This is a genomic window from Streptomyces sp. 3330 (genome assembly GCF_031456635.1).
Classification (GTDB): domain Bacteria; phylum Actinomycetota; class Actinomycetes; order Streptomycetales; family Streptomycetaceae; genus Streptomyces.
The window spans coordinates 57,266-79,658 of the sequence record NZ_JAVDVA010000015.1; the positions used below are offsets into that span (position 1 = coordinate 57,266).

25 protein-coding genes and 1 pseudogene are annotated in these 22,393 nt (G+C 73.5%); 17 read left to right on the forward strand and 9 right to left on the reverse strand.

Features of this window, described 5'->3' with window-relative positions:
• Positions 1-3: 3 nt before the first annotated feature.
• The 5 genes from J2X68_RS24270 to hisF are packed head-to-tail and all read left to right on the forward strand — an operon-like array spanning position 4 to position 2,696.
• Positions 4-168 carry a hypothetical protein gene (locus tag J2X68_RS24270; protein WP_310434675.1) on the forward strand — a complete coding sequence of 55 codons (165 nt, stop codon included), beginning with the start codon at positions 4-6 and terminating at the stop codon, positions 166-168.
• Positions 159-827, forward strand: a complete 669-nt coding sequence (gene hisH / locus J2X68_RS24275) for an imidazole glycerol phosphate synthase subunit HisH (protein WP_310434676.1) — start codon at positions 159-161, stop codon at positions 825-827. Before J2X68_RS24270 ends, hisH begins: the two co-directional genes overlap by 10 nt.
• On the forward strand, positions 824-1,549 hold the full coding sequence (gene priA, locus J2X68_RS24280; RefSeq protein ID WP_310434677.1) for a bifunctional 1-(5-phosphoribosyl)-5-((5-phosphoribosylamino)methylideneamino)imidazole-4-carboxamide isomerase/phosphoribosylanthranilate isomerase PriA: 726 nt from the start codon (positions 824-826) through the stop codon (positions 1,547-1,549). Before hisH ends, priA begins: the two co-directional genes overlap by 4 nt.
• Positions 1,546-1,944: a RidA family protein gene (locus J2X68_RS24285; RefSeq protein WP_310434678.1), complete on the forward strand. Its 399-nt coding sequence runs from the start codon at positions 1,546-1,548 to the stop codon at positions 1,942-1,944. Before priA ends, J2X68_RS24285 begins: the two co-directional genes overlap by 4 nt.
• Complete coding sequence (gene hisF, locus J2X68_RS24290; RefSeq protein WP_310434679.1) at positions 1,941-2,696, forward strand: imidazole glycerol phosphate synthase subunit HisF; 756 nt, start codon at positions 1,941-1,943, stop codon at positions 2,694-2,696. The genes J2X68_RS24285 and hisF overlap by 4 nt, the downstream gene beginning before the upstream one ends.
• A gap of 2 nt (positions 2,697-2,698) precedes the next feature.
• On the opposite strand, the gene J2X68_RS24295 is transcribed toward hisF, so the two are convergent.
• The gene (locus J2X68_RS24295; RefSeq protein ID WP_310434680.1) at positions 2,699-3,097 is read right to left on the reverse strand and encodes a VOC family protein; all 399 of its coding nucleotides are present in this window, start codon (positions 3,095-3,097) and stop codon (positions 2,699-2,701) included.
• Between the two features lie 10 nt (positions 3,098-3,107).
• Positions 3,108-3,743 (reverse strand): TIGR03085 family metal-binding protein, encoded by a 636-nt coding sequence (locus J2X68_RS24300; RefSeq protein ID WP_310434681.1) that lies wholly within the window; start codon positions 3,741-3,743, stop codon positions 3,108-3,110.
• 82 nt (positions 3,744-3,825) lie between these two features.
• Between J2X68_RS24300 and hisI the strand changes: the two genes are divergently transcribed.
• The 11 genes and pseudogenes from hisI to lgt all read left to right on the forward strand — a co-directional run.
• Positions 3,826-4,278: a phosphoribosyl-AMP cyclohydrolase gene (hisI, locus tag J2X68_RS24305; RefSeq protein WP_310434682.1), complete on the forward strand. Its 453-nt coding sequence runs from the start codon at positions 3,826-3,828 to the stop codon at positions 4,276-4,278.
• 11 nt (positions 4,279-4,289) lie between these two features.
• Positions 4,290-5,795 (forward strand): anthranilate synthase component I, encoded by a 1,506-nt coding sequence (locus tag J2X68_RS24310; protein WP_310434683.1) that lies wholly within the window; start codon positions 4,290-4,292, stop codon positions 5,793-5,795.
• An 81-nt stretch (positions 5,796-5,876) separates the two neighbouring features.
• Positions 5,877-6,527, forward strand: a complete 651-nt coding sequence (locus J2X68_RS24315) for a TIGR02234 family membrane protein (protein WP_310434684.1) — start codon at positions 5,877-5,879, stop codon at positions 6,525-6,527.
• A 170-nt stretch (positions 6,528-6,697) separates the two neighbouring features.
• The gene (locus J2X68_RS24320) at positions 6,698-6,949 is read left to right on the forward strand and encodes an HGxxPAAW family protein (RefSeq protein ID WP_310434685.1); all 252 of its coding nucleotides are present in this window, start codon (positions 6,698-6,700) and stop codon (positions 6,947-6,949) included.
• Between the two features lie 101 nt (positions 6,950-7,050).
• The gene (locus J2X68_RS24325; RefSeq protein WP_310434686.1) at positions 7,051-7,509 is read left to right on the forward strand and encodes a DUF2752 domain-containing protein; all 459 of its coding nucleotides are present in this window, start codon (positions 7,051-7,053) and stop codon (positions 7,507-7,509) included.
• 194 nt (positions 7,510-7,703) lie between these two features.
• A complete protein-coding gene (gene trpC / locus J2X68_RS24330; protein WP_028806852.1) occupies positions 7,704-8,513 on the forward strand; it encodes an indole-3-glycerol phosphate synthase TrpC in 810 nt (269 codons plus the stop codon).
• Between the two features lie 22 nt (positions 8,514-8,535).
• Positions 8,536-8,778, forward strand: a complete 243-nt coding sequence (trpM, locus tag J2X68_RS24335) for a tryptophan biosynthesis modulator TrpM (protein WP_310434687.1) — start codon at positions 8,536-8,538, stop codon at positions 8,776-8,778.
• Positions 8,779-8,839: 61 nt separating this feature from the next.
• A complete protein-coding gene (trpB, locus tag J2X68_RS24340) occupies positions 8,840-10,123 on the forward strand; it encodes a tryptophan synthase subunit beta (protein WP_310434688.1) in 1,284 nt (427 codons plus the stop codon).
• Positions 10,120-10,956 carry a tryptophan synthase subunit alpha gene (trpA, locus tag J2X68_RS24345; protein ID WP_310434689.1) on the forward strand — a complete coding sequence of 279 codons (837 nt, stop codon included), beginning with the start codon at positions 10,120-10,122 and terminating at the stop codon, positions 10,954-10,956. Before trpB ends, trpA begins: the two co-directional genes overlap by 4 nt.
• 102 nt (positions 10,957-11,058) lie before the next feature.
• Positions 11,059-11,835 carry a thioredoxin domain-containing protein gene (locus tag J2X68_RS24350; protein WP_310434690.1) on the forward strand — a complete coding sequence of 259 codons (777 nt, stop codon included), beginning with the start codon at positions 11,059-11,061 and terminating at the stop codon, positions 11,833-11,835.
• Between the two features lie 94 nt (positions 11,836-11,929).
• Positions 11,930-12,752: pseudogene (gene lgt / locus J2X68_RS24355) on the forward strand (prolipoprotein diacylglyceryl transferase); the annotation flags it as partial.
• A 512-nt stretch (positions 12,753-13,264) separates the two neighbouring features.
• On the opposite strand, the gene J2X68_RS24360 reads toward lgt, so the two are convergent.
• Genes J2X68_RS24360 through J2X68_RS24390 form a run of 7 tightly spaced genes read right to left on the reverse strand, consistent with a single transcriptional unit; the run spans position 13,265 to position 21,283 of the window.
• Positions 13,265-14,098, reverse strand: a complete 834-nt coding sequence (locus J2X68_RS24360; RefSeq protein WP_310434692.1) for a CoA ester lyase — start codon at positions 14,096-14,098, stop codon at positions 13,265-13,267.
• The gene (locus tag J2X68_RS24365) at positions 14,095-15,291 is read right to left on the reverse strand and encodes a CoA transferase (protein ID WP_310434693.1); all 1,197 of its coding nucleotides are present in this window, start codon (positions 15,289-15,291) and stop codon (positions 14,095-14,097) included. The genes J2X68_RS24360 and J2X68_RS24365 overlap by 4 nt, the downstream gene beginning before the upstream one ends.
• Positions 15,288-16,181: a ribokinase gene (rbsK, locus tag J2X68_RS24370; protein WP_310434694.1), complete on the reverse strand. Its 894-nt coding sequence runs from the start codon at positions 16,179-16,181 to the stop codon at positions 15,288-15,290. The genes J2X68_RS24365 and rbsK overlap by 4 nt, the downstream gene beginning before the upstream one ends.
• Complete coding sequence (locus J2X68_RS24375; protein ID WP_310434695.1) at positions 16,178-17,551, reverse strand: ADP-ribosylglycohydrolase family protein; 1,374 nt, start codon at positions 17,549-17,551, stop codon at positions 16,178-16,180. Before J2X68_RS24375 ends, rbsK begins: the two co-directional genes overlap by 4 nt.
• A complete protein-coding gene (locus J2X68_RS24380; protein ID WP_310434696.1) occupies positions 17,539-18,714 on the reverse strand; it encodes an ADP-ribosylglycohydrolase family protein in 1,176 nt (391 codons plus the stop codon). The genes J2X68_RS24375 and J2X68_RS24380 overlap by 13 nt, the downstream gene beginning before the upstream one ends.
• An 8-nt stretch (positions 18,715-18,722) precedes the next feature.
• Positions 18,723-20,159 (reverse strand): ADP-ribosylglycohydrolase family protein, encoded by a 1,437-nt coding sequence (locus tag J2X68_RS24385; protein WP_310434697.1) that lies wholly within the window; start codon positions 20,157-20,159, stop codon positions 18,723-18,725.
• Complete coding sequence (locus J2X68_RS24390) at positions 20,156-21,283, reverse strand: ADP-ribosylglycohydrolase family protein (RefSeq protein ID WP_310434698.1); 1,128 nt, start codon at positions 21,281-21,283, stop codon at positions 20,156-20,158. Before J2X68_RS24390 ends, J2X68_RS24385 begins: the two co-directional genes overlap by 4 nt.
• A gap of 291 nt (positions 21,284-21,574) precedes the next feature.
• Here J2X68_RS24390 and J2X68_RS24395 point away from each other — a divergent pair, with 291 nt between their 5' ends.
• Positions 21,575-22,306, forward strand: coding sequence for a VIT1/CCC1 transporter family protein (locus tag J2X68_RS24395; protein ID WP_310434699.1), 732 nt, complete (start codon positions 21,575-21,577; stop codon positions 22,304-22,306).
• The last annotated feature ends 87 nt before the right edge of the window (positions 22,307-22,393 follow it).

The following is a 22,393-nucleotide window of genomic DNA, read 5'->3' on the forward strand; positions in this document are numbered from 1 at the left end:
ACCATGAGCGGACTGTCGACCGTCCTGATCGTCGTCGGCCTCTTCCTGGTCGGCGGCATCTACTCCTTCGTCAAGCAACAGATGCCGAAGAGCCTGATCGTGCTGCTCTCGATCGGCGCCGCCATGTGCCTCGTGGCCGGCGTCGTGCGGCTGGAGGTATGGAATTGAGCAGCGCCCCCCACAGCGCGAAAAGCGCGAAGAAGGTCGTCGTCTTCGACTACGGCTTCGGCAACGTCCGTTCCGCCGAGCGGGCCCTCGCGCGCGCCGGGGCCGACGTCGAGATCACCCGTGACTTCGACACGGCCATGAACGCCGACGGACTGCTCGTGCCGGGCGTCGGCGCCTTCGCCGCCTGCATGCGCGGCCTCAAGGAGGCCCGAGGCGACTGGATCATCGGCCGCCGGCTGTCCGGCGGGCGCCCCGTGATGGGCATCTGCGTCGGCATGCAGATCCTCTTCGCGCGGGGCATCGAGCACGGCGTGGAGACCGAGGGTCTCGACGAGTGGCCCGGCGCGGTCGAGCCGCTCCAGGCCGAGATCGTGCCCCACATGGGCTGGAACACCGTCGACGCCCCCGCCGACTCCGAGCTGTTCGCCGGCCTGGACGCGGACGCGCGCTTCTACTTCGTGCACTCCTACGCCGTCCAGGAGTGGTCCCTCGACGTGCACAACCCGCTGCTGCGGGCGCCGAAGGTGACCTGGTCGACGCACGGCAAGCCGTTCGTGGCCGCCGTGGAGAACGGCGCCCTGTGGGCCACGCAGTTCCACCCCGAGAAGTCCGGCGACGCCGGAGCCCAGCTCCTCACCAACTGGATCGGAACACTGTGAGCAAGCTCGAACTCCTCCCCGCCGTCGACGTCCGCGACGGCCAGGCCGTCCGCCTCGTGCACGGCGAGTCGGGCACCGAGACCTCCTACGGCTCCCCGCTCGAGGCCGCCCTCGCCTGGCAGCGCGCGGGCGCCGAGTGGCTGCACCTGGTCGACCTGGACGCCGCGTTCGGCACCGGCGACAACCGGGCCCTGATCGCCGAGGTGGCCGAGGCCATGGACATCAAGGTGGAGCTGTCCGGCGGCATCCGCGACGACGACACCCTCGCCGCCGCGCTGGCCACCGGCTGCACCCGGGTGAACCTGGGCACGGCCGCCCTGGAGACCCCCGAGTGGGTCGCCGAGGTCATCGCCGAGCACGGCGACAAGATCGCGGTCGGCCTGGACGTCCGGGGCACCACCCTGCGCGGCCGCGGCTGGACCCGCGACGGCGGCGACCTCTACGAGACGCTGGCCCGTCTCGACAAGGAGGGATGCGCGCGATACGTCGTGACCGACATCGCCAAGGACGGCACGCTCCAGGGCCCGAACCTGGAACTGCTGAAGAACGTGTGCGCCGTGACGGACCGGCCGGTCGTGGCGTCGGGCGGCGTGTCCTCCCTCGACGACCTGCGGGCCATCGCGGAGCTGGTGCCCCTCGGCGTCGAGGGCTCCATCGTCGGCAAGGCCCTGTACGCCAAGGCATTCACCCTGGAAGAGGCCCTGGAGGCGGTCGCCCGGTGAGCGAGGTACGACGCATCACGACCGGCGCGCCCTGGGAGGAGACCTTCGGGTACTCCCGCGCGGTGGCGCTGCCGAACGGCCTGGTGCTGGTGTCCGGCTGCACGTCGATAGTGGACGGCGAGATCGCCGGCGGCGGCCCCTACGAGCAGACGGTCAACGCCTTCGGCGTCGCGTTCGCGGCGCTGGAACAGCTGGGCCTCGGGCGCGACGACGTCGTGCGCACCCGGATGTACCTCACCCACGCGCGGGACGTGGACGACGTCGGACGCGCCCACAAGGAGCTGTTCGAGACCGTCCGGCCCGCCGCGTCCATGCTCATCGTCTCCGGCCTCGTGGACCCCAGTCTGGTCGTCGAGGTCGAGGTGGAGGCCTATCGAGGAGGGGCCCCGGCATGACCCTCGCCGTACGAGTCATCCCCTGCCTGGACGTCGACAACGGCCGGGTCGTCAAGGGCGTCAACTTCCAGAACCTGCGCGACGCGGGCGACCCCGTCGAGATGGCCAAGGTGTACGACGCCGAGGGCGCCGACGAGCTGACGTTCCTCGACATCACCGCCTCGTCGGGCAACCGCGAGACGACCTACGACGTGGTGCGCCGCACCGCCGAGCAGGTGTTCATCCCACTGACCGTGGGCGGCGGGGTGCGCGCCCCCGAGGACGTCGACAAGCTGCTGCGGGCCGGCGCGGACAAGGTCGGCGTCAACACGGCCGCCATCGCCCGCCCGGAACTGATCAAGGAGATCGCCGAACGGTTCGGCAGCCAGGTCCTGGTGCTCTCCGTGGACGCCCGGCGGACCCCCGCCGGAACCTTCGAGGTGACGACGCACGGCGGCCGCCGGGGCACCGGCATCGACGCCGTCGAGTGGGCGCACCGCGCGGCCGAGCTGGGCGCGGGCGAGATCCTGCTCAACTCGATGGACGCGGACGGCACCAAGGACGGCTACGACCTGGAGATGATCGCCGCCGTGCGCAAGCACGTCACGGTCCCGGTGATCGCCTCCGGCGGCGCCGGCAAGCTCGCCGACTTCGCGCCGGCCGTCGACGCGGGCGCGGACGCGGTGCTCGCCGCGTCCGTGTTCCACTTCGGCGACCTGCGGATCGGCCAGGTCAAGGACGCGCTGCGGGAGACCGGGCACCCGGTGCGCTGACCTCAGCGCTTCGGCTGGGTCAGCTGCACGAAGTTGCCCACCGTGTCGTCCAGGACGGCCGCGACGACCGGCCCCTGGTCCTGCGGGGGATGGGTGAAGCGCACGCCCAGCCCCCGCAGCCGCTCGTACTCCGCGTCGAGGTCGTCGACCGAGAAGACGATGCACGGCAGCCCCGCCTCCCGCAGGGCCGCCCGGTACGGCTCCGCGATGGGGCCGTGGCCGGGCTCCAGCAGCAGCTGGAGATCCGGCTGGGCCCCTTCCGCCGCGCCCACGGTGACGAACAGGGTGCCCCCGCCGAGATCCATGTGCAGACGCGTCTCGAAGCCCAGGACCCCGGTGTAGAACGCGTGGGCCTTCGTGACGTCGTCGACGTACACGCTCGTCATGGCGACCTTGATCATGTGCGGCCTCTCAGATTCCGAGCTGCTTCCCGCCGTGCAGCCTCGTGATCGCCTCTTTCTCGCCGTCCAGCTCCACCTCCGCGGCGCTCTGCCGGCCGTACAGGAACAGCAGCAGCTCCGAGGGCTCCCCGGTGGCCGTCACGACCGGCGTGCCCCGGTTGGCGACCGCCGTCCGCCCGTCCGGGCGCCGCAGCACCAGGCCGGTCGGGGCGCCGCGGCCCATCAGACGGGCGGTGCGCTCCAGACGGGACCACAGGGCGTCCTGGAAGACCGGGTCGAGCGCGCGCGGCGTCCAGTCGGGCCGGGCACGGCGGACATCCTCGGTGTGCACGTAGAACTCGATCGTGTTGGACGCCTCGTCGAGCTGCTTGAGCTGGAAGGGGGAGAAGCGCGGCGGGCCCGTGCGGATCAGCTGGAGCAGCTCCTCGTAGGGCTTCGCGGCGAACTCCTCCATCACCTTGTCCAGGCGGGACGCGAGCTGCTTGATCAGGATGCCTCCGGCGGCGTCCGGGCGGCGTTCGCGCACCACCACGTGCGCCGCGAGGTCCCGGGTCTGCCAGCCCTCGCAGAGGGTCGGAGCCTCGGGACCCGCCGTTTCCAGGAGGTCGGCGAGCAGAAGTCGTTCACGCTTGGCGAAAGTCGACATGCCGTCAGCCTACGACTGCGCGGAAGGTCCGCCCAGTGGACGCGGCCCGTCACTGTCAGTGGCGCACGGCACAATGGCAGACATGACCAGCACGCCCCCGCCCAGCGCACTCGACCCCCGGATCGCCGCGCGCCTCAAGCGCAGCCCCGACGGGCTCGTCCCCGCCATCGCCCAGCAGTACGACACCGGTGAGGTGCTCATGCTCGGCTGGATGGACGACGAGGCGCTGCACCGCACGCTCACCACCGGCCGCTGCACCTACTGGTCGCGCAGCCGCCGGGAGTACTGGGTCAAGGGCGACACCTCCGGCCACTTCCAGTGGGTCAGGTCCGTGGCCCTCGACTGCGACGCCGACACGGTCCTCGTCAAGGTCGACCAGGTGGGCGCCGCCTGCCACACCGGCGCGCGCACCTGCTTCGACGCCGATGTGCTGGTCGAGAACGCCGATTCCGGCGACGTGCCGGTCGCGGACGCCGATTCCGGCGACGTGCCGGTCGCGGACGCCGATTCCGGCGTACCCGCCGACGATCAGTAAGGTCAGCCGCCATGGACCTCGAGACGTTCCGCAAGCTGGCCACCGACCGTCGCGTCATTCCGGTCACCCGCAAGCTCCTCGCCGACGGCGACACCCCGGTCGCGCTCTACCGCAAGCTCGCCGCCGAGCGCACCGGCACCTTCCTGCTGGAGTCCGCGGAGAACGGCCGCTCGTGGTCCCGGTACTCCTTCGTCGGCGTCCGCTCCGCCGCGACCCTCACGGCGCGCGAGGGCCAGGCCCACTGGCTCGGCACCCCGCCCGTCGGCGTCCCGGTGGACGGCGACCCGCTCGCGGCCCTGCGCGCCACCATCGAGACCCTCCACACCCCCCACGAGGAGGGCCTGCCGCCCTTCACCGGCGGCATGGTCGGCTACCTCGGCTACGACATCGTGCGCCGCCTGGAGAAGATCGGCCCCGGCGACCGCGACGACCTGCGGCTGCCCGAGCTGACCATGCTCCTGACCAGCGACCTCGCCGTCATGGACCACTGGGAGGGCTCCGTCCTGCTGATCGCCAACGCGATCAACCACAACGACCTCGACACGGGCGTCGACGAGGCCTACACCGACGCGGTGGCCCGGCTGGACGCCATGGAGGCCGACCTCTCCCGGCCGGTCGCGCAGCCCCCGGCCGTCCTCCCGCCCTCGGAGCTGCCCGAGTACAGCGCCCTGTGGGGCGGCCCCGACTTCCAGAGCGCCGTCGAGGACATCAAGGAGCGCATCCGCGCGGGCGAGGCCTTCCAGGTCGTCCCCTCCCAGCGCTTCGAGACGGCGTGCACCGCGAGCGCGCTGGACGTCTACCGGGTGCTGCGGGCGACGAACCCGTCCCCGTACATGTACCTGTTCCGCTTCCCGCACGGGGACGGCGAGGCCTTCGACGTCGTGGGCTCCTCCCCGGAAGCCCTCGTCAAGGTCGAGGACGGCCACGCCATGGTCCACCCCATCGCCGGCACCCGGCACCGCGGGGCCACCCCGCAGGAGGACCAGGCTCTCGCCGACGAACTGCTCGCCGACCCCAAGGAGCGCGCCGAGCACCTCATGCTCGTCGACCTCGGCCGCAACGACCTGGGCCGGGTCTGCGAACCGGGCTCCGTCGAGGTCGTCGACTTCATGTCCGTCGAGCGGTACTCGCACGTCATGCACATCGTCTCGACGGTCACCGGGAAGGTGGCGGCGGGCCGCACCGCCTTCGACGTCCTCACCGCCTGCTTCCCCGCCGGCACCCTCTCGGGCGCTCCCAAGCCGCGCGCCATGCAGATCATCGACGAACTGGAGCCGTCCCGACGCGGCCTGTACGGCGGCTGCGTGGGCTACCTCGACTTCGCCGGCGACTCCGACACCGCCATCGCCATCCGTACGGCCCTCCTGCGCGACGGCACCGCCTACGTCCAGGCCGGCGCGGGCATCGTCGCCGACTCCGACCCGGTCGCCGAGGACCAGGAGTGCCGCAACAAGGCGGCGGCCGTCCTGCGCGCCGTCCACACCGCCAACCGGCTGGGCGGCCACGGCGCTTCCTGACGGACGGCCGGGGCGCGCGCCGAAGATAGGACGCGTCTCACGTGAACCCCGGGTGACGGTTCGCCCGGGGTTCAGGCGATAGTGGAGTACGTGACTGCTGTTCCGCACCCCCGATCCGAATCCGCCGCCCCCGCCGGGTCCGGCCGCCGAAGCCTCGCGCTCGCCCTGCTGTTCGGCGCGCTGGGCTCGGTCGTGACCCTGCTCTCCACCCGGCAGCGCTGGTCGGAGGGCGAGGCCACGGTGGCCGGCGGCGCCTTCCCGCTGACCGCCAGGGGCAGTGACGTCACGGGCGTGCCCGCGGCGCTCGCCATAGCCGCCCTCGCCGCGCTCGTCGCCGTCTTCGCCGTCCGCCGAGCGGGCCGCTTCGCGGTCTCCGGGCTGCTCGCGCTGTCCGGTGCCGGCATCATGGCCGCCGCCCTGCTCGGCGCCTCCGACGGCTCCGCGCTCGACGAGCAGGCCGCCCGGGCCTCCGGCGACACCTCGGCGACCGTCGCCTCCTTCAGCCACACCGCCTGGCCCTACGCCGCGGCCGCGGGCGGCGCCCTGATCCTGCTGGCCGGCCTGCTCGCCCTGCGCTACGGCCGCCTGTGGCCCGCGATGTCCGGCCGCTACGAGCGCGACGGGACGCCGCGCCCCCGGCGCGCGGCCAAGCCCGTCGACCCGGACCGGCCCGAGGACATCTGGAAGGCCCTGGACCGGGGCGAGGACCCGACAGGCGCGGACCCCGCCTGAACCCGACCGCGCGCGGCGTCCGGCCGGCGTCCGCTCGCGCGGGTCCCGAATGTGGTGCATCAGACGCGAGCGGAGGCCACCCCGGCGTCCACGACGCGCGCGAGTTACGGGACAATGGACGACGAGCGTCCGGCTCGGACGGACACAGAGACAGCAATGAGGAGCAAGTCATGGCGGGCAGCAGCCACGGACACACCCCGGCCGCCTGGACCGGTGTCACCATCGCCTTCATCGGGTTCGCCGTCGCGGGCGCGTTCATGGTGATGGCCGAGCCGCTCGGCTTCTGGGCCGGCATGGTGATCGTGGCCCTCGGTGGTGTCGTCGGCGGCGTCATGCGCGCGATGGGCCTCGGCATGCCGAAGGACGCCCACCCGGCGCCCCAGGTCACGGCCACCCGCGAGCCGGCGGCCGCGGAGGCCTGAGCCGCCGTACGACGTCGGCAGGACGTCCGCGGGACCTCGTGAGGGGCGGCCGGTGCTCACCGGCCGCCCCTCACGCGCGCGGGACGCCCCGGCGGGGCACAATGCGAGGCGTGAACGCCGACAGCCAGCGAGTGACACCCCGGACGCCCGGGACACCCCCGCCGACCGTGCTCGGACGACTGGCGGTGCCCGCCGGGATCCTCGCCGCGGTCGCCGGCGCCTTCGCGTACGTCGCGGCCGTCGACCCCAACGAACCCGGCCACTACCCGGTCTGCCCCCTGCTGAGCCTCACGGGCCTGTACTGCCCGGGCTGCGGCGGACTGCGCAGCGCGCACGCCTTCGCGCACGGGGACTTCGCCGCCGCGCTGCACGACAACGCGCTCGCGGTCGTCGGCTACCTCGGCTTCGCGGTGCTGTGGACCGTCTGGGTGGTCCGCGCGGTGCGCGGCCGCCCCGCGCGCGTGGAACCCACCCCGGCACGGCTGTGGACGCTCGGCGCGTTCCTGCTGGTCTTCACGGTTGTCCGGAACCTGCCGTTCGGTGGCTGGCTGCATCCTTGATCAACTGGCGAACGTCCAGTACGGGGGCACCTCCCGCCCGAGCATGCGAAGCTTGGTCGAGGGCGGGGGAGGGACCGCCGTCAACCGGATGTGAGGCCTTCGCCCTCCTCCGGATACCATCGCAGTGACCACCTCTTTTCTACTGGTCGCTGGAACGTCACCCGTCTCTCAACCGCTGGAAGGGGGCCGCTCGCGTGAGTGTGCTCGACGAGATCATCGACGGAGTCCGTGCCGACCTCGCGGAGCGGCAGGCGCGCGTCAGCCTCGACGAGCTCAAGGAGCGCGCGGCGAAGGCCCCCGCGGCCAAGGACGGGGTGGCCGCGCTCCGGGGCGACGGCGTCAAGGTGATCTGCGAGGTCAAGCGCTCCAGCCCGTCCAAGGGCGCGCTGGCCGCGATCGCCGACCCGGCCGGCCTGGCCGCGGACTACGAGGCGGGCGGCGCGGCCGTCATCTCCGTCCTCACCGAACAGCGCCGCTTCGGCGGCTCCCTCGCCGACCTCGAGGCGGTCCGCGCGCGGGTCGACATCCCCGTGCTGCGCAAGGACTTCATCGTCACCTCGTACCAGCTGTGGGAGGCCCGCGCGTACGGCGCCGACCTCGCGCTGCTGATCGTGGCCGCCCTCGAGCAGCCCGCCCTCGAGTCGCTGATCGAGCGTGCCGTCTCCATCGGCCTCACCCCCCTCGTCGAGGTCCACGACGAGGACGAGGTGGAGCGCGCGGTCGACGCGGGCGCCAAGGTGATCGGCGTCAACGCGCGCAACCTGAAGACCCTCGAGGTCGACCGGGGCACCTTCGAGCGCGTCGCCCCCGAGATCCCGGCCCATGTCGTCAGCGTCGCCGAGTCCGGCGTCCGGGGCCCGCACGACCTCATCGCGTACGCCAACGCCGGCGCCGACGCGGTCCTGGTCGGCGAGTCCCTCGTCACCGGCCGCGACCCGAAGACCGCGGTGGCCGACCTGGTGGCGGCGGGCGAACACCCCGCTCTGCGGCACGGCCGCGGCTGATCCCCCGGTAGGATCGGGCCCGATGACACCCACGACGACGGCCATGGACCGGTACGCCCGCCTCGCGCGCGGCTGCCGCCCCCGTGGCTGCCGCGCGCCCGCCCGCCGGGTGCACGGCAGGCGTGTGCGTTACGTCATCGGGGACGAGCCCGGCCAGGTCAACGGCATGCGATGGCAGCGCCCCGTCAGGGGCGCGGGGCTCTTTCGGATGTGCGGCTGCCGCCGCGCGGGCGTGACCGGCCACGACGGTCACGCAACCGGCTGACCATCCCCTCCCCGCCCCCACGGCGACCGTGTCCGACACACACTCACCGTGAGGTTTCCGCATGCCCAGCGAGTTCTTCATTCCCGACCCCGAGGGTCAGGTCCCCAGCGCCGAGGGCTACTTCGGCGCGTTCGGCGGCAAGTTCATCCCGGAGGCCCTCGTCGCCGCCGTGGACGAGGTCGCCGTCGAGTACGACAAGGCCAAGCACGACCCCGAGTTCGCCCGCGAGCTCGACGACCTGCTCGTCCACTACACCGGCCGGCCCAGCTCCCTCACCGAGGTGCCGAGGTTCGCCGAACACGCCGGCGGCGCCCGGGTGTTCCTCAAGCGCGAGGACCTCAACCACACCGGCTCCCACAAGATCAACAACGTGCTCGGGCAGGCACTGCTCACCCGGCGCATGGGCAAGACGCGCGTGATCGCCGAGACCGGCGCCGGCCAGCACGGCGTGGCGACGGCCACCGCCTGCGCCCTCTTCGGCCTCGAGTGCACCATCTACATGGGCGAGATCGACACCCAGCGCCAGGCGCTCAACGTGGCGCGCATGCGCATGCTGGGCGCCGAGGTCGTGGCCGTGAAGTCCGGCAGCCGCACGCTGAAGGACGCCATCAACGAGGCCTTCCGCGACTGGGTCGCCAACGTCGACCGCACCCACTACCTGTTCGGCACGGTCGCCGGACCGCACCCCTTCCCGGCGATGGTGCGCGACTTCCACCGCGTCATCGGCGTCGAGGCCCGCCGCCAGATCCTGGAGCGGGCCGGCCGCCTCCCCGACGCGGCGGTCGCCTGCGTCGGCGGCGGTTCCAACGCCATCGGCCTCTTCCACGCCTTCATCCCGGACGCCGGTGTCCGGCTGATCGGCTGTGAGCCGGCCGGTCACGGCGTCGACACCGGCGAGCACGCGGCGACCCTCACCGCGGGCGAGCCCGGCATCCTGCACGGCTCGCGCTCGTACGTCCTCCAGGACGACGAGGGCCAGATCACCGAGCCCTATTCCATCTCGGCGGGCCTGGACTACCCGGGCATCGGCCCCGAGCACTCCTACCTCAAGGACAGCGGCCGCGGCGAGTACCGCGCGGTCACCGACGACGCCGCCATGCAGGCGCTGCGTCTGCTGTCGCGCACCGAGGGCATCATCCCGGCGATCGAGAGCGCGCACGCGCTGGCCGGGGCCATGGAGGTCGGCAAGGAACTGGGCAAGGACGGGCTGATCGTCGTCAACCTGTCCGGCCGCGGCGACAAGGACATGGACACCGCCGCCCGATACTTCGGCCTGTACGACACCGACGCCGAGGTCGCCGCCAACGCGGCCGACACCGCCGAGATCGAGGGGGACGCCAAGTGAGCGGGTCCGAATTCACCGGTGGGAACAGCGGGCTGCTGTCGGACACCCTCGCCGAGGCCAGGGCCGAGGACCGCGCCGCGCTCATCGCCTACCTCCCGGCCGGGTTCCCGACCGTGGACGGCGGCATCGAGGCGATCAAGGCCGTCATCGACGGCGGCGCGGACATCGTCGAGGTGGGCCTGCCGCACAGCGACCCTGTCCTCGACGGCCCGGTCATCCAGACCGCCGACGACATCGCCCTGCGCGGCGGAGTGCGGATCGCGGACGTGATGCGGACGGTCCGGGAGGCCTTCGAGGCCACCGGGAAGCCGATCCTCGTCATGACGTACTGGAACCCGATCGACCGCTACGGCGTCGAGCGCTTCACCGCCGAGCTGGCCGAGGCGGGCGGCGCGGGCTGCATCCTGCCCGACCTGCCGGTCCAGGAGTCGGCGCTCTGGAGGGAGCACGCCCACAAGCACGGCCTCGCGACCGTCTTCGTCGTGGCGCCGAGCAGCAAGGACGCGCGGCTCGCGGAGATCACCGAGGCGGGCAGCGGCTTCGTCTACGCCGCCTCGCTGATGGGGGTCACCGGCACCCGTGAGTCGGTGGGCGCGCAGGCCCACGACCTGGTCGAGCGCACCCGGGCCACCGGCACCGGCCTGCCCGTCTGCGTCGGCCTGGGTGTCTCCGACGCCACGCAGGCCGCCGAGGTGGCCGGCTTCGCCGACGGCGTGATCGTCGGCTCGGCCTTCGTCAAGCGGATGCTGGACGCGCCGGACGACGCGGCCGGGGTCGAGGCGGTCCGCGCGCTCGCGGCCGAGCTGGCGAAGGGCGTGCGCCGACAGGTGTGACCGGGGACCGGCGCGACAGAGCGGGACATCGCGCCGGTCACTCGAACGGGTGGACCTGGGGTCGGGGAGGCGCAATGCGCCTCCCCGGTTCGTTCTGGGGGTGTGAGCGAGAAGAATCGTGCGGGAAAGCGCACCGCCAGGGAGCGGCTGGCGGACGAGCGAGAGAAACAGAAGGCCGCGGAGCGCCGGCGGCGGACGCTGATCGTCGCGTCGAGCGTCGTCTGCGTCCTGGGCCTGGCGGCGGTGATCGGGGTCGTCGCGGCCAACTCCGGGAAGGACGACAGCAGCGACAAGGCGGGCCCGGTCGTGGCCCCCTCGGGGGCGCAGGGCGAGGACGCGCTCGCGATCCCCGTCGGCAAGGACGGCGCCAAGTCCACGCTCACGGTGTGGGAGGACTTCCGCTGCCCGGCCTGCAAGGCCTTCGAGACGGCGTACCGCCCCACGATCCACGAGCTGACGAACGCCGGGAAGCTCCGGGTCGACTACCACCTGGCCACCCTCATCGACGGCAACATGGGCGGCAGCGGCTCCCGCAACGCGGCCAACGCGGCGGCGTGCGCGCAGGACGCCGGGAAGTTCCCCGCGTACCACGACGTGCTGTACGAGAACCAGCCGGAGGAGACGGACGACGCCTTCGCCGACAACGCCAAGCTCATCGAGCTCGCGGCCAAGGTCGACGGTCTCGACACGCCCGCGTTCCGCACCTGTGTCGAGGACGGCACGCACAACAGCTGGGTCGCCAAGTCCAACCAGGCGTTCCAGAACGGCCACTTCGGCGGCACGCCGACCGTGCTGTTCAACGGCAAGAACATCTACGCCGACCAGTCGATGACGCCGGCCAAGCTGAAGCAGATGGTGGAGGAAGCCGACCAAGGGTGACCAGGGGTGAGCCCTCCGCACACCCGCCCGTTATGGAGCCGTAGCCGGGCTGCCCGTCGTCGGCCCGGTCCGGCACGGTAGCGTCGACCCTGCCATGGAACTTGCCTACATTCCCAGCCCGTCGCACGGGGTGCTGTATCTCGGCCCCGTTCCGCTGCGCGGCTACGCGTTCTGCATCATCATCGGCGTCTTCGTCGCGGTCTGGCTCGGCAACAGGCGCTGGGTCGCCCGCGGCGGACAGGCCGGCACGGTGGCCGACATCGCCGTCTGGGCGGTGCCCTTCGGCCTGGTCGGCGGCCGGCTCTACCACGTGATCACGGACTACGAGCTGTACTTCAGCGAGGGCCGCGACTGGGTGGACGCCTTCAAGGTCTGGGAGGGCGGCCTCGGTATCTGGGGCGCGATCGCGCTCGGCGCGGTGGGCGCGTGGATCGGCTGCCGCCGCCGGGGCATCCCGCTGCCCGCGTACGCCGACGCCATCGCGCCCGGCATCGCCCTCGCCCAGGCGATCGGCCGCTGGGGCAACTGGTTCAACCAGGAGCTGTACGGCAAGCAGACCGACCTCCCCTGGGCGCTGCACATCACGTCCTCGGCGGACGGCCGGGTGCCCGGCTACTACCACCCGACGTTCCTGTACGAGTCGCTGTGGTGCGTCGGCGTCGCCCTGCTCGTCATCTGGGCCGACCGCCGGTTCAAGCTCGGTCACGGGCGGGCCTTCGCCCTGTACGTCGCCGCGTACTGCGTGGGCCGCGCGTGGATCGAGTACATGCGGGTCGACGACGCCCACCACATCCTGGGCCTGCGGCTGAACAACTGGACCGCGCTGGTCGTGTTCCTGCTCGCGGTGACCTACATCGTGATCTCGGCGAAGAAGCGGCCGGGACGCGAAGCGGTGGTCGAGCCGGGCGCGGGTGCCTCCGGCGGCGGGACGGAAGCGGACGGCGAGGACGCGTCGGAAGAGGCGTCGTCGGAAAAGGCGTCGAAGGACGCGGCCCGGGGCAAGGACCGGGCCGAGGACGAGACCGAGTCCGGCGCCGGTGCGAAGAGCGAGGCGAAGCCCGGCGCGAAGGGCGAAGGCGACGCGAAGGCCGGGACCGACGCCGACGTCAAGGGCGAGACGGCTGCCAAGGCCTCCGCCGACGCCGAGGCGCCTGCCGGTGCCGAGGTCCCCACCGGCAAGGTCTCCACCGCCAAGGCCCCCGCCACCGCCAAGGCCTCCGCCGACGCCGAGGCGCCTGCCGGTGCCGAGGCCGGTGTGAAAGCTGAGTCCGTGACGCCCGCGGTGAAGGCCGAGGCAGGGGACGCGGCCGAGGTCGAGGACGGAGCCGAGTCGGCCGGCAAGAAGAGCTGACGGCCGGTCGTTCGTACGACGACGAGGGCGCCCGGGGTCTGCCGGGCGCCCTCGTCGTCTGTGCGCGACGGGGGAGGTTCAGTCCACGCGGGCGGCCAGGGACAGGGTGCGCTGTGCCGTCGCCACCACGGCCGCGTCGACGAACCGGCCGTCGGGGAGGGCCTGGGCCCCCCGCTCGGTGGCCGCCGCCTTCACGATCGTCTCGGCCTCCTCCAGTTCGTGCTGGGTGGGCAGGTAAGCCTGTTCGATGATCGGGAGCTGGCGGGGGTGGATGGCGGCGCGGCCCAGAAAGCCGAGGGTGCGGCCGCGGGCGCAGCTGGTGGCCAGGCCCTCCAGGTCGCGGATGTCGGGGTGCACCGACTGGGGCGGGGGCGCCAGACCCGCGGCCCGGGCGGCGACCACGACCCGGGCGCGGGACCAGTCGAGGCCCGCGTCGTCGCGGACGCCCAGGTCGGCCCGCAGGTCCGCCTCGCCGAGGGCGATGCCGCGCAGCGAAGGGTGGGCGCAGGCGATGGCGTAGGCGTGTTCGATGCCGAGCGCCGATTCCAGGAGGGCGTGGAGGGGGGTGGCTCCACGGACCGCGGGCGGCACGGCCGCGGCGACGCGGGTGATCTGGTGCGGGGACGTCACCTTCGGCAGGCGCAGGCCGCAGACCCCGGGGAGGCCGGCCATCGTGCGGAGGTCCGCCGCGGCGAAGGGGCTGTCCAGGGCGTTCATCCGGACGTGGACCGGGACCCGCTGGGGCTCGCTGAGCCGCTCGGCGGTGGCCGTGCGGGCGTACTCCTTGCGGTCCGGTGCGACCGCGTCCTCGAGGTCGACGATGACGACGTCGGCGCCGCAGCCGAGGGCCTTGGTGACGGTCTCGGGACGGTCGCCGGGCACGTAGAGCCAGGTCAGAGGGGTCTTCGTCATACGGCGCCCGCCTCGCGGAGGGACGTCAGCTCGGCCGTGGTCAGGCCCAGCTCGGCCAGGATCTCCTCCGTGTCGGCGCCGTGCGGGCGGCCGGTCCAGCGGATCGCGCCGGGGGTCGAGGAGAGCCGGAAGAGGACGTTCTGCATGCGGATCCGGCCCAGCTCCGGGTCCTCGACCGCGGTGATCGTGTCGAGGGCCTGGTACTGGGGATCGGCCATCACGTCGCGTACGTCCTGGATCGGGGCGATCGCGGCCTCCGCCTTCTCGAAGGCCGCGAGGACGTCGGTGCGGCTGCGGGCCGCGATCCAGCTGCCGACCGCCTCGTCGAGCAGGTCGGCGTGGGCCGCCCGGTCGGCGCCGGACGCGAACCAGGGCTCGTCGATCAGGTCGGGGCGGCCGACCAGGCGCATCACGCGTTCCGCGATCGACTGGGCCGACGTCGAGACGGCGACCCAGGTGCCGTCGGCCGTGCGGTAGGTGTTGCGCGGGGCGTTGTTGGCGGACCGGTTGCCGGTGCGGGCCTGGACGTATCCCAGCTGGTCGTACCAGAGCGGCTGGGGGCCGAGGACGGTGAGGATCGGCTCGATGATCGCCATGTCGACGACCTGTCCCTCGCCGGTGCGGTCGCGGGCGGCGAGGGCCGTCATCACGGCGTAGGCGGTGGCCAGACCCGCGATCGAGTCGGCCAGGCCGAAGGGCGGCAGGGTCGGGGACGCGTCCGGCTCGCCGGTGATCGCCGCGAAACCGCTCATCGCCTCGGCGAGGGTGCCGAAGCCGGGGCGGTGCGCGTAGGGGCCGAACTGGCCGAAGGCGGTGACCCGGGCCAGGACCAGGCGGGGATTGGCCGCCGACAGCGCGTCCCAGCCGAGGTCCCACTTCTCCAGGGTGCCGGGCCGGAAGTTCTCGACGATCACGTCGGCGGTGGCGGCGAGGCGCAGCAGCGTGGCGCGGCCGCCGGGGCGGGAGAGGTTCAGCGTCATGGTGCGCTTGTTGCGGCCGAGGAGCTTCCACCAGAGGCCCACGCCGTCCTTGGACGGCCCGTGGCCCCGGGACGGGTCCGGCTGCGTGGGGTGCTCGACCTTGATGACCTCCGCGCCGAAGTCGCCGAGCATGGTGGCGGCGAGGGGGCCGGCGAAGAGGGTGGCCAGGTCGAGGACGCGGACACCGTGCAGGGGGGTCGTCTTCCCGGTCATGACGCGTACTGCGTCTCGATCTCGGAGCGGTAGGGCATCGAGGCGGAGGCGCCCGGGCGCTGGACCGACAGGGCCGCCGCCGCGGACGCCCAGGCCAGCGCCTCCTGCACGGGCCGTCCCTCGCCGAGCGCGACCGCGAGGGACCCGACGAAGGTGTCGCCCGCGCCGGTCGAGTCGACGGGGGTGACGCGCGGGGCGGGCACGGTCAGCGGCCGCGCTCCCCGGGCGGCGTACAGGCTTCCGGACGAGCCGAGCGTGATGACCACCTCCGGCACGCTGTCCAGCAGGGCGGCGGCGGCCTCGCGCGGGTCGGTGCGGCCGGTGAGCGTGGCCGCCTCGTGCTCGTTGGGGACCAGCAGGTCGGTGACCGACAGGAGTTCGGACGGGAGCGGCTGGGCGGGGGAGGGGGTGAGGATCGTCCGGACGCCGTGGGCGCGGGCCGCGCGGGCGCCCGCGACGACCGCGGCGAGGGGGACCTCCAGCTGGAGCAGGAGCGCGTCGGCGGAGGCGATGAGGACCTCGTCGCCGGGGACGAGGTGGTCGACGGTGCCGTTCGCGCCGGGGACGACGACGATCGCGTTGCCGCCCTCGGCGTCCACGACGATGTGCGCGGTGCCGGAGGGGCTCTCGACGGTGCGCAGGTGGTCGGTGTTCACGCCGGAGTGCTCCAGGGTGGAGCGCAGCCGGGTGCCGAAGGCGTCGTTGCCGACGGCGCCGATCATCGAGACGGTGCCGCCCGCGTGGGCGGCGGCGACCGCCTGGTTGGCGCCCTTGCCGCCGGGGATCGTGCGGAACTCCCGGCCCGTCACGGTCTCCCCGCGCTGCGGGGGTTTCTCGACATAGGCGACGAGGTCCATGTTCGTGCTGCCGAGCACGACGATGTCGGTCATGACGGGGAAGCCTCCCGGGGGATGAGGGACCAGGTGAGGTGGGCCAGGGTGTCGAAGCCGACGCCGTTGAGGTCGGCGACGGAGGTGGCCAGGCGGTTCTTGAGGGGGGCCGTCCAGTGCTCGGGCAGGGCGGCCGGGTCGCCGGTGAGCAGGGCGGCGATCCCGCCGGCCGTCGCGCCGGCCGAGTCGGTGTCCAGGGCGCCGGACACGGCCCGGCCGACGGAGCCGGTGAAGTCGCCGTCGGCGTGGGTGAGGGCGGCGGCGATCAGGGCGGTGTTGGGGATGGCGTGGACCCAGTGGTGGGCCTGGTGGGCGGCGTGGAGTTCGTCCACCACGGTGTCGAAGTCGGGGTGTTCCCCGGCGAGCCGGACGGCGTGGGTGACGGCCTGCGCGAGGCGGGAGCGGGGCGGGACGACGGTCAGGCCGGTGCGCAGACAGGCGTGGACGTCATGGGCCCCGGTCGCGGCGGCGGCGATGGCGGCGGCCGTGAACATCGCCGCGTAGACGCCGTTGGCGGTGTGCGTGAGGGTGGCGTCGCGGTGGGCCTGCTCGGCCGCCGCGGCCGGGTCCCCGGGGTTGGTCCAGCCGTGGACGTCGGCGCGGATGAGGGCGCCGATCCACTCGCGGAAGGGGTTGCGGTGGCGGGCGGTGAGCGGGGGTTCGATGCCGGAGAGGAGGTTGCGCAGGGCGAGGCGTTCGGCGGTGAAGGTGCGGCCCGCGGGGAGTTCGTCCAGCCAGAGCCGGGCCACGTCCGCGGTGCTGAAGTCCCGGCCGTGGCGGCGGAGCAGCAGCAGGTTGAGGAGCGGGTAGTTGAGGTCGTCGTCCTCGGGCATGCCGTCGATGTTCTCGGCGAGGGAGGTGGCCGCCGAGCGGCGGTTCCAGGGGTGCGTCTCGAGGAGCGCCTCGGGGACTCCGCGGGCGGTGAAGTAGCGGGCTAGGGGCCAGTTGCCGGTGGACCGGGCGAGCGCGCGGACGGCGTCCAGGGGGAGCTTCTCCACCGGTTTGCCCAGCAGGCAGCCGACGGCCCGGCCCAGCCAGGCCGCTTCCAGGGCGGCCGGGGCAGGAGCCCGCGCGTCGGCCGGGCGGGCCGGCCACTGCGGGCACAGGGCCTTGATCCTGTCGAGGCCGGTCGGCTCGTGCTCCGCCGAGCGGCTGGGCAGGTCCGCCAGTTCGTCGAGGAGGTCCTCGGCGAGGAGGCGCAGATAGCGCGAGGCGGGCTGCGGGGAGGCGCCCGCGCGGGCCGGCGCCTCGCAGCCGCCGGCCGCCTTCCAGCGCGCGGCGATCGCCCACGGCTCCCGCCCGTCCTGGGCCGCCTGGCGCAGTTCGTGGCCGAGGAGGTCCTCGGGCTGGACCCAGGTCAGTCGGAGCATCGCGGGCCTCCGATCGCGGAGAAGGCCCGCTCGTGGGCGCGCCGGTGGTGGACGTCGCGGTCGAAGATCTCCCGGGTGACCTCGGTGAGCGTCGCCGCGGGCTGCCAGAGGTCGAGGCGGCTGGCCTCGGCGACCTGCTTCGACCACGTCTCGGGGACCGGCGAGCCGAGGGCGCCGGCCACCGCTCCCGCCATCGTCGCGATCGAATCGCAGTCGCGGCCGTAGTTGACCGCGCCCAGGACCGCCTGCCGGTAGTCGCCGTCGGCGACGACCAACATGCCCAGGGCGACCGGGAGTTCCTCGATCGCGTGCAGGCGGGACGGGCGGCGGGCGGCCAGCGAGGGGCGGCGGTAGTCGGGGCCGACGGTGTCGTAGGGCGCCACCGCCTCCCGGAGCGGCACCAGCGCCGACTCGAAGTCGGTGTGCCGGGCCGCCGCTTCGCAGACCTTCTCGATCGCCGTGCGGGTCCCGTCCTGGGCCAGGGCCAGACAGGCCGTGACGACGGAGTCCGCCGTCGCGCCCGGCGCGCACGCGGCGGCCACCGCCGCCGCGAAGACTCCCGCCGCCTCGCGGCCGTACGACGACTGGTGGGCGCCGGCGATGTCGAGCGCCTCGGCGTACGCGCCCGCCGGGTTGGCCGCGTTGACCAGGCCCACCGGCGCCATGTACATCGCCGCACCGCAGTTGACGATGTTGCCGACGCCTGCCTCACGAGGGTCGACATGCCCGTAGTGCAGCCTTGCCACCAGCCATTTCTCCGCGAGGAAGATCCGCTGGAGGGGAAGCGCCTCCGCCTCCAGCTCCGGGATCCAGCGGGGTGTCGTCAGCAGGTCCGGAACCAGGTGGTCGGCGATCGCGTAGGCGTCCAGGTGATCGCGGACCGTGGCGTAGACCCTGATCAGCGCGTGCGTCATCAAGGTGTCGTCGGTGACGTGACCGTCGCCCTTGTGGTACGGGGCGATGGGGCGGGCGGTGCGCCAGTCGTCGCCGTTCCATGGACCGACGACCCCGTGGATCCGGCCGCCGTGGCGCTCGAGGATCTGTTCGGGGGAGTAGCCCTCGACGGGGCCGCCGAGCGCGTCGCCGACGGCCGCGCCGACCAGGGCGGCGGTGATGCGGTCTTCCAGGGTTCCGCCGTTGCTTTCTTGTGCTTTGGGCGTCATGCCCCGAATCATCCTCCTGGAGGGGCCGGTTGCGCGGCTTCCAGGAGTTCGGCGAGTTCCACCAGGTCGGTGCCGGTGAGCCGGGGCAGGACGCAGCCGGACAGGACGCGGCAGCTGTCCCGCCAGGTGACGGGGATCGCGGTGCCGCCGCCCAACGCGCCGGTCAGCGCGCCCGCCAGGGCCGGGGCCGAATCCGCGACCCGGGAGAGACAGGCCGCCGCGGGCACCGCTTCGCCGATACGGCCGCGGGACGCCGTCACCAGGGCCAGGGCCACCGGGACCGTCTCCGCCGCCGCGATGCCGTAGCTGTAGACGTGGTCGACGATCTGGTGCTCCAGGAGCGGGACGAGCGTGAACGCGCTGTCGGCGCGCCGGGCCAGTTCCAGGGCGTGCCGGGCGTTGCGGCCGATCTCGGTGTGGCCGGGGAGTTCGGCGAGCGCCGCCGTCACACAGGCGTCGGGGTCCGCGCCGACGAGGGCCAGTGCGAGGGCCGCCGCCATCGCGCGCGCGCCGTGCACGCCGTCGCCGTCCTGTGTGTAGCGGGCGTCGAACTCGGCGAGTTCGGCGGCGAGTCGGGGGTCGCCGGGGTGCGCCACGGCCAGGACGCAGGCGCGCACGCAGGCCGCGTCGTCGAAGTAGTGGGGGTTGTCGTGCCCGGTGGCGGGCGGCCGCAGGCCGGCGGCGAGGTTGCCGAGACCGGCGCGGACCGAGATCCGGGCGCGCAGGGGGAGGACGGCGGACTCGATCTCGGGCGCGCGGTCGGCGGCCGCCGCGACCTCGCAGGCGACGGCGTTCCAGGTGAGGTCGATGGCGGCGCGCATCCGGCGTTCCCGGCTGAGGTCGCCGAGGGCGGCGTCGTCCCCGGCCCGCAGGACCGCCTCGGCGGCGAAGGCCGCCCACTCGGCGTCGTCCGAGGGGCCCAGCCGGAGGGGTTCGGGGGGCTGGTTGAGGGCGATGGGGACGGGGAGGGTGGTCGTCGCGTTGTGTTCGGCGAAGGTGTCGAGTTCGCGGGTCAGGCGGCGGGTCCACTCCGGCATACGGGCGGCTCGGTGGCGGGCCGCGGGCCAGCCGGCGGCGTCGCCCGCGGCGAGGCCGAGCAGGAGGCCCTCGATGCGGCGCGCGTCCCGCGGGCGGACCGTCCCCGCGGCCTCGGTCGCGCCTGCCGCCTCCCCGTTCCCGCCCGCACCCGAGGCCTTCCCGCTGCCGCCCGTGCGGCTCTCGCCGCTCCCGGCGGCCGTGCGGCTTGTACCGCTCGCGCCGGTCCTGCGGCTTGCGTGGGCGGGTGGGGGCGGCCCCTGGGGGGCGTGTCCGCCGTCGGCGGTCGCGGGTGCGTGCGGCTTCGGCGCGGTCCCCGCGGCGGCGTCGCGGACCGGCGTGGAGCTCGTCGGGGCGCCGGCGGACTCCGACCCCGTCGCCCCCTCGTCCCACGGTGCGGGCGGTGTCATGAGCCCACCTCCGCGCCGTCGTTCGCCGCCAGGGTGAAGGCGCTCGGGTCGGGCAGGGGGAACCGGACGAGGCCCATCAGATTCGGCACCAGTTCCTCCACGACCGTCCCCTCGCCCCACTTGCCGCCCTCGCCCGGCACCAGCAACTCGGCGACGTCCAGCACGTGGTGGCCCGCCATGGACGGCAGGCAGCTGCCCCGGGCCGGGCCGATCGCCGCCGCCCACTCCGCCGGGATCGCCGACACGCCCTGCGTCGCACCCGCCAGGGCGCCCGCCACCGCGGCCGTGGTGTCCGCGTCGCGGCCCATGTTCACCGCCGTCAGGACGGCTTCGCGGAAGTCGCCGTCGGCGGCCGCGTAGGCGCCGAAGGCGAGCGCGACGGCCTCGGGGGCGAGGTCGGTCCACGGGTAGCCGCCGATGACGACGGCGGAGCGGACCGCCCGTTCGCCCCGGTGGGCCACCGCCACCGCCCGGCGCAGCGAACGCGCCGTCCAGGAGTCCTCGGGGACCACGGCCAGGGCGGAGGCGACCACGGCGATGGCCGGGGCCCCGGCCATCGCCGCCGCCACTCCGGCCGCGACCGCCTGGCCGCCGTAGATGCCCTCGCCGTCGTGGCTCACCGCGCCGTCGATGGCGACCAGCCGGGCCGCCTCCGCGGGGCGGCCCGCGGCGAAGACGCCGAACGGGGCCGCGCGCATCGCCAGGCCGTCGCTCCAGGCGTGCCGGTGCTGCGCCGAGATCGGCGCCGCCAGGCCTCGGCGGAGGTTCTCCAGGGTGCCGCGCTCGCTGAAGCCGGCGCCGCGGAACGGGCCCTCGTCGCGGTCGGCGATCCACTGGTGCCAGGCCGCCTCGACATGGGCCGGGGTGAGCGCCGAGCCGTGGCGGGCCAGCAGCAGGCCCGAGAAGATCGCGTACTCGGTGTCGTCGGTGCCCGCCGGCCGGTCGGCGACGAATCCCGTGATGCGGCCCCAGCGGGCGCGGATCTCGGAGGGCTTCATGTTCTCCGCGGGGGCTCCCAGGGCGTCTCCCACGGCCAGGCCGAGCAGGGCGCCGCGGGCCCGTTCGCGGAGTGCGGCGGCGTCCCCCGGCGCCGGGACCGAGGGGATGCAGGCGATCGATGCCATACGCGGCCTCTCCTCAAGGGGCTCCGCACGGGGCGCGGAGCACTCTGCGGATGTGTCCCACCATCGGCGGTTGACCTCAGCCTCGGAGGCCTCCATGTCACCCGGTCGACATCTGTGCAGACCAGTGATCGTATGAGCATTCGAAGGTAAAGCCGCAGGTTAGCGGAGCCTTTCCTTCCTGGCGGGCGGGAATCTCCCGGCGTATCTTCCTTGTTGTCGAAAAGTGGAATCAGTCCAGACTTAGCTTTGCCTCAGCTTGCTTGGGGCGCTCCGAACACCCTGGGGGATCACGTGGCCATCATCGAGACCGAAGCCGCCCTGCACGAGGCGCACCGCGACAACCACACCCACCGGGACGTCAACGGTGGCTGGCTGCGCCCCGCCGTCTTCGGCGCGATGGACGGCCTGGTCTCCAACCTCGCCCTGATGACGGGTGTCGTCGGCGGTTCGGTGAGCCACCAGACCGTCGTCATCACCGGACTCGCCGGGCTCGCCGCGGGCGCCTTCTCCATGGCGGCCGGCGAGTACACCTCCGTCGCCTCGCAGCGCGAGCTCGTCGAGGCTGAACTCGAGGTCGAGCGCCGGGAGCTGAAGAAGCACCCCAAGGACGAGGAGGCCGAGCTCGCCGCGTTGTACGAGGCCCGGGGCGTCGAGCCCGAGCTGGCCCGGCAGGTCGCCCAGCAGCTGTCGCGCGACCCCGAGCAGGCCCTGGAGATACACGCCCGCGAGGAGCTGGGCATCGACCCCTCCGACCTGCCCTCGCCGCTGCTCGCCGCCGTGTCCAGCTTCGGCGCGTTCGCGCTGGGCGCGCTGCTGCCCGTGCTCCCCTATCTCCTGGGCGCCGCCTCGCTCTGGCCGGCCCTGGTGCTCGCCCTGTTCGGGCTGTTCGGCTGCGGGGCGGTGGTGGCCCGGGTGACCGCGCGCACCTGGTGGTACAGCGGACTGCGGCAGCTCGCCCTCGGTGGCGCGGCGGCCGGTGTGACGTACGCCCTGGGCAGTTGGTTCGGAACGGCCGTAGGATAGTGCGGATGCTACTTATGCGATGGGCCGCATAAGTAGCCGTTACTGACTGGTTTCAATCGCTTAACCAGCGGGCATGAGCCGTAAGCG

Excerpts from the sequence above, each read along its gene's own strand:
- hisF (WP_310434679.1), top strand. The coding sequence starts at position 1,941 with ATGACCCTCGCCGTACGAGTCATCCCCTGCCTGGACGTCGACAACGGC.
- trpB (WP_310434688.1), top strand. The coding sequence starts at position 8,840 with ATGCCCAGCGAGTTCTTCATTCCCGACCCCGAGGGTCAGGTCCCCAGC.
- J2X68_RS24270 (WP_310434675.1), top strand. The coding sequence starts at position 4 with ATGAGCGGACTGTCGACCGTCCTGATCGTCGTCGGCCTCTTCCTGGTC.
- J2X68_RS24360 (WP_310434692.1), bottom strand. The coding sequence starts at position 14,098 with ATGACGAAGACCCCTCTGACCTGGCTCTACGTGCCCGGCGACCGTCCC.
- J2X68_RS24385 (WP_310434697.1), bottom strand. The coding sequence starts at position 20,159 with ATGACACCGCCCGCACCGTGGGACGAGGGGGCGACGGGGTCGGAGTCC.
- J2X68_RS24375 (WP_310434695.1), bottom strand. The coding sequence starts at position 17,551 with ATGCTCCGACTGACCTGGGTCCAGCCCGAGGACCTCCTCGGCCACGAA.
- J2X68_RS24325 (WP_310434686.1), top strand. The coding sequence starts at position 7,051 with ATGCGAGGCGTGAACGCCGACAGCCAGCGAGTGACACCCCGGACGCCC.
- J2X68_RS24390 (WP_310434698.1), bottom strand. The coding sequence starts at position 21,283 with ATGGCATCGATCGCCTGCATCCCCTCGGTCCCGGCGCCGGGGGACGCC.
- J2X68_RS24295 (WP_310434680.1), bottom strand. The coding sequence starts at position 3,097 with ATGATCAAGGTCGCCATGACGAGCGTGTACGTCGACGACGTCACGAAG.
- trpM (WP_310434687.1), top strand. The coding sequence starts at position 8,536 with ATGACACCCACGACGACGGCCATGGACCGGTACGCCCGCCTCGCGCGC.
- J2X68_RS24320 (WP_310434685.1), top strand. The coding sequence starts at position 6,698 with ATGGCGGGCAGCAGCCACGGACACACCCCGGCCGCCTGGACCGGTGTC.
- hisI (WP_310434682.1), top strand. The coding sequence starts at position 3,826 with ATGACCAGCACGCCCCCGCCCAGCGCACTCGACCCCCGGATCGCCGCG.
- J2X68_RS24300 (WP_310434681.1), bottom strand. The coding sequence starts at position 3,743 with ATGTCGACTTTCGCCAAGCGTGAACGACTTCTGCTCGCCGACCTCCTG.
- rbsK (WP_310434694.1), bottom strand. The coding sequence starts at position 16,181 with ATGACCGACATCGTCGTGCTCGGCAGCACGAACATGGACCTCGTCGCC.
- hisH (WP_310434676.1), top strand. The coding sequence starts at position 159 with ATGGAATTGAGCAGCGCCCCCCACAGCGCGAAAAGCGCGAAGAAGGTC.
- J2X68_RS24380 (WP_310434696.1), bottom strand. The coding sequence starts at position 18,714 with ATGACGCCCAAAGCACAAGAAAGCAACGGCGGAACCCTGGAAGACCGC.
- J2X68_RS24310 (WP_310434683.1), top strand. The coding sequence starts at position 4,290 with ATGGACCTCGAGACGTTCCGCAAGCTGGCCACCGACCGTCGCGTCATT.
- J2X68_RS24365 (WP_310434693.1), bottom strand. The coding sequence starts at position 15,291 with ATGACCGGGAAGACGACCCCCCTGCACGGTGTCCGCGTCCTCGACCTG.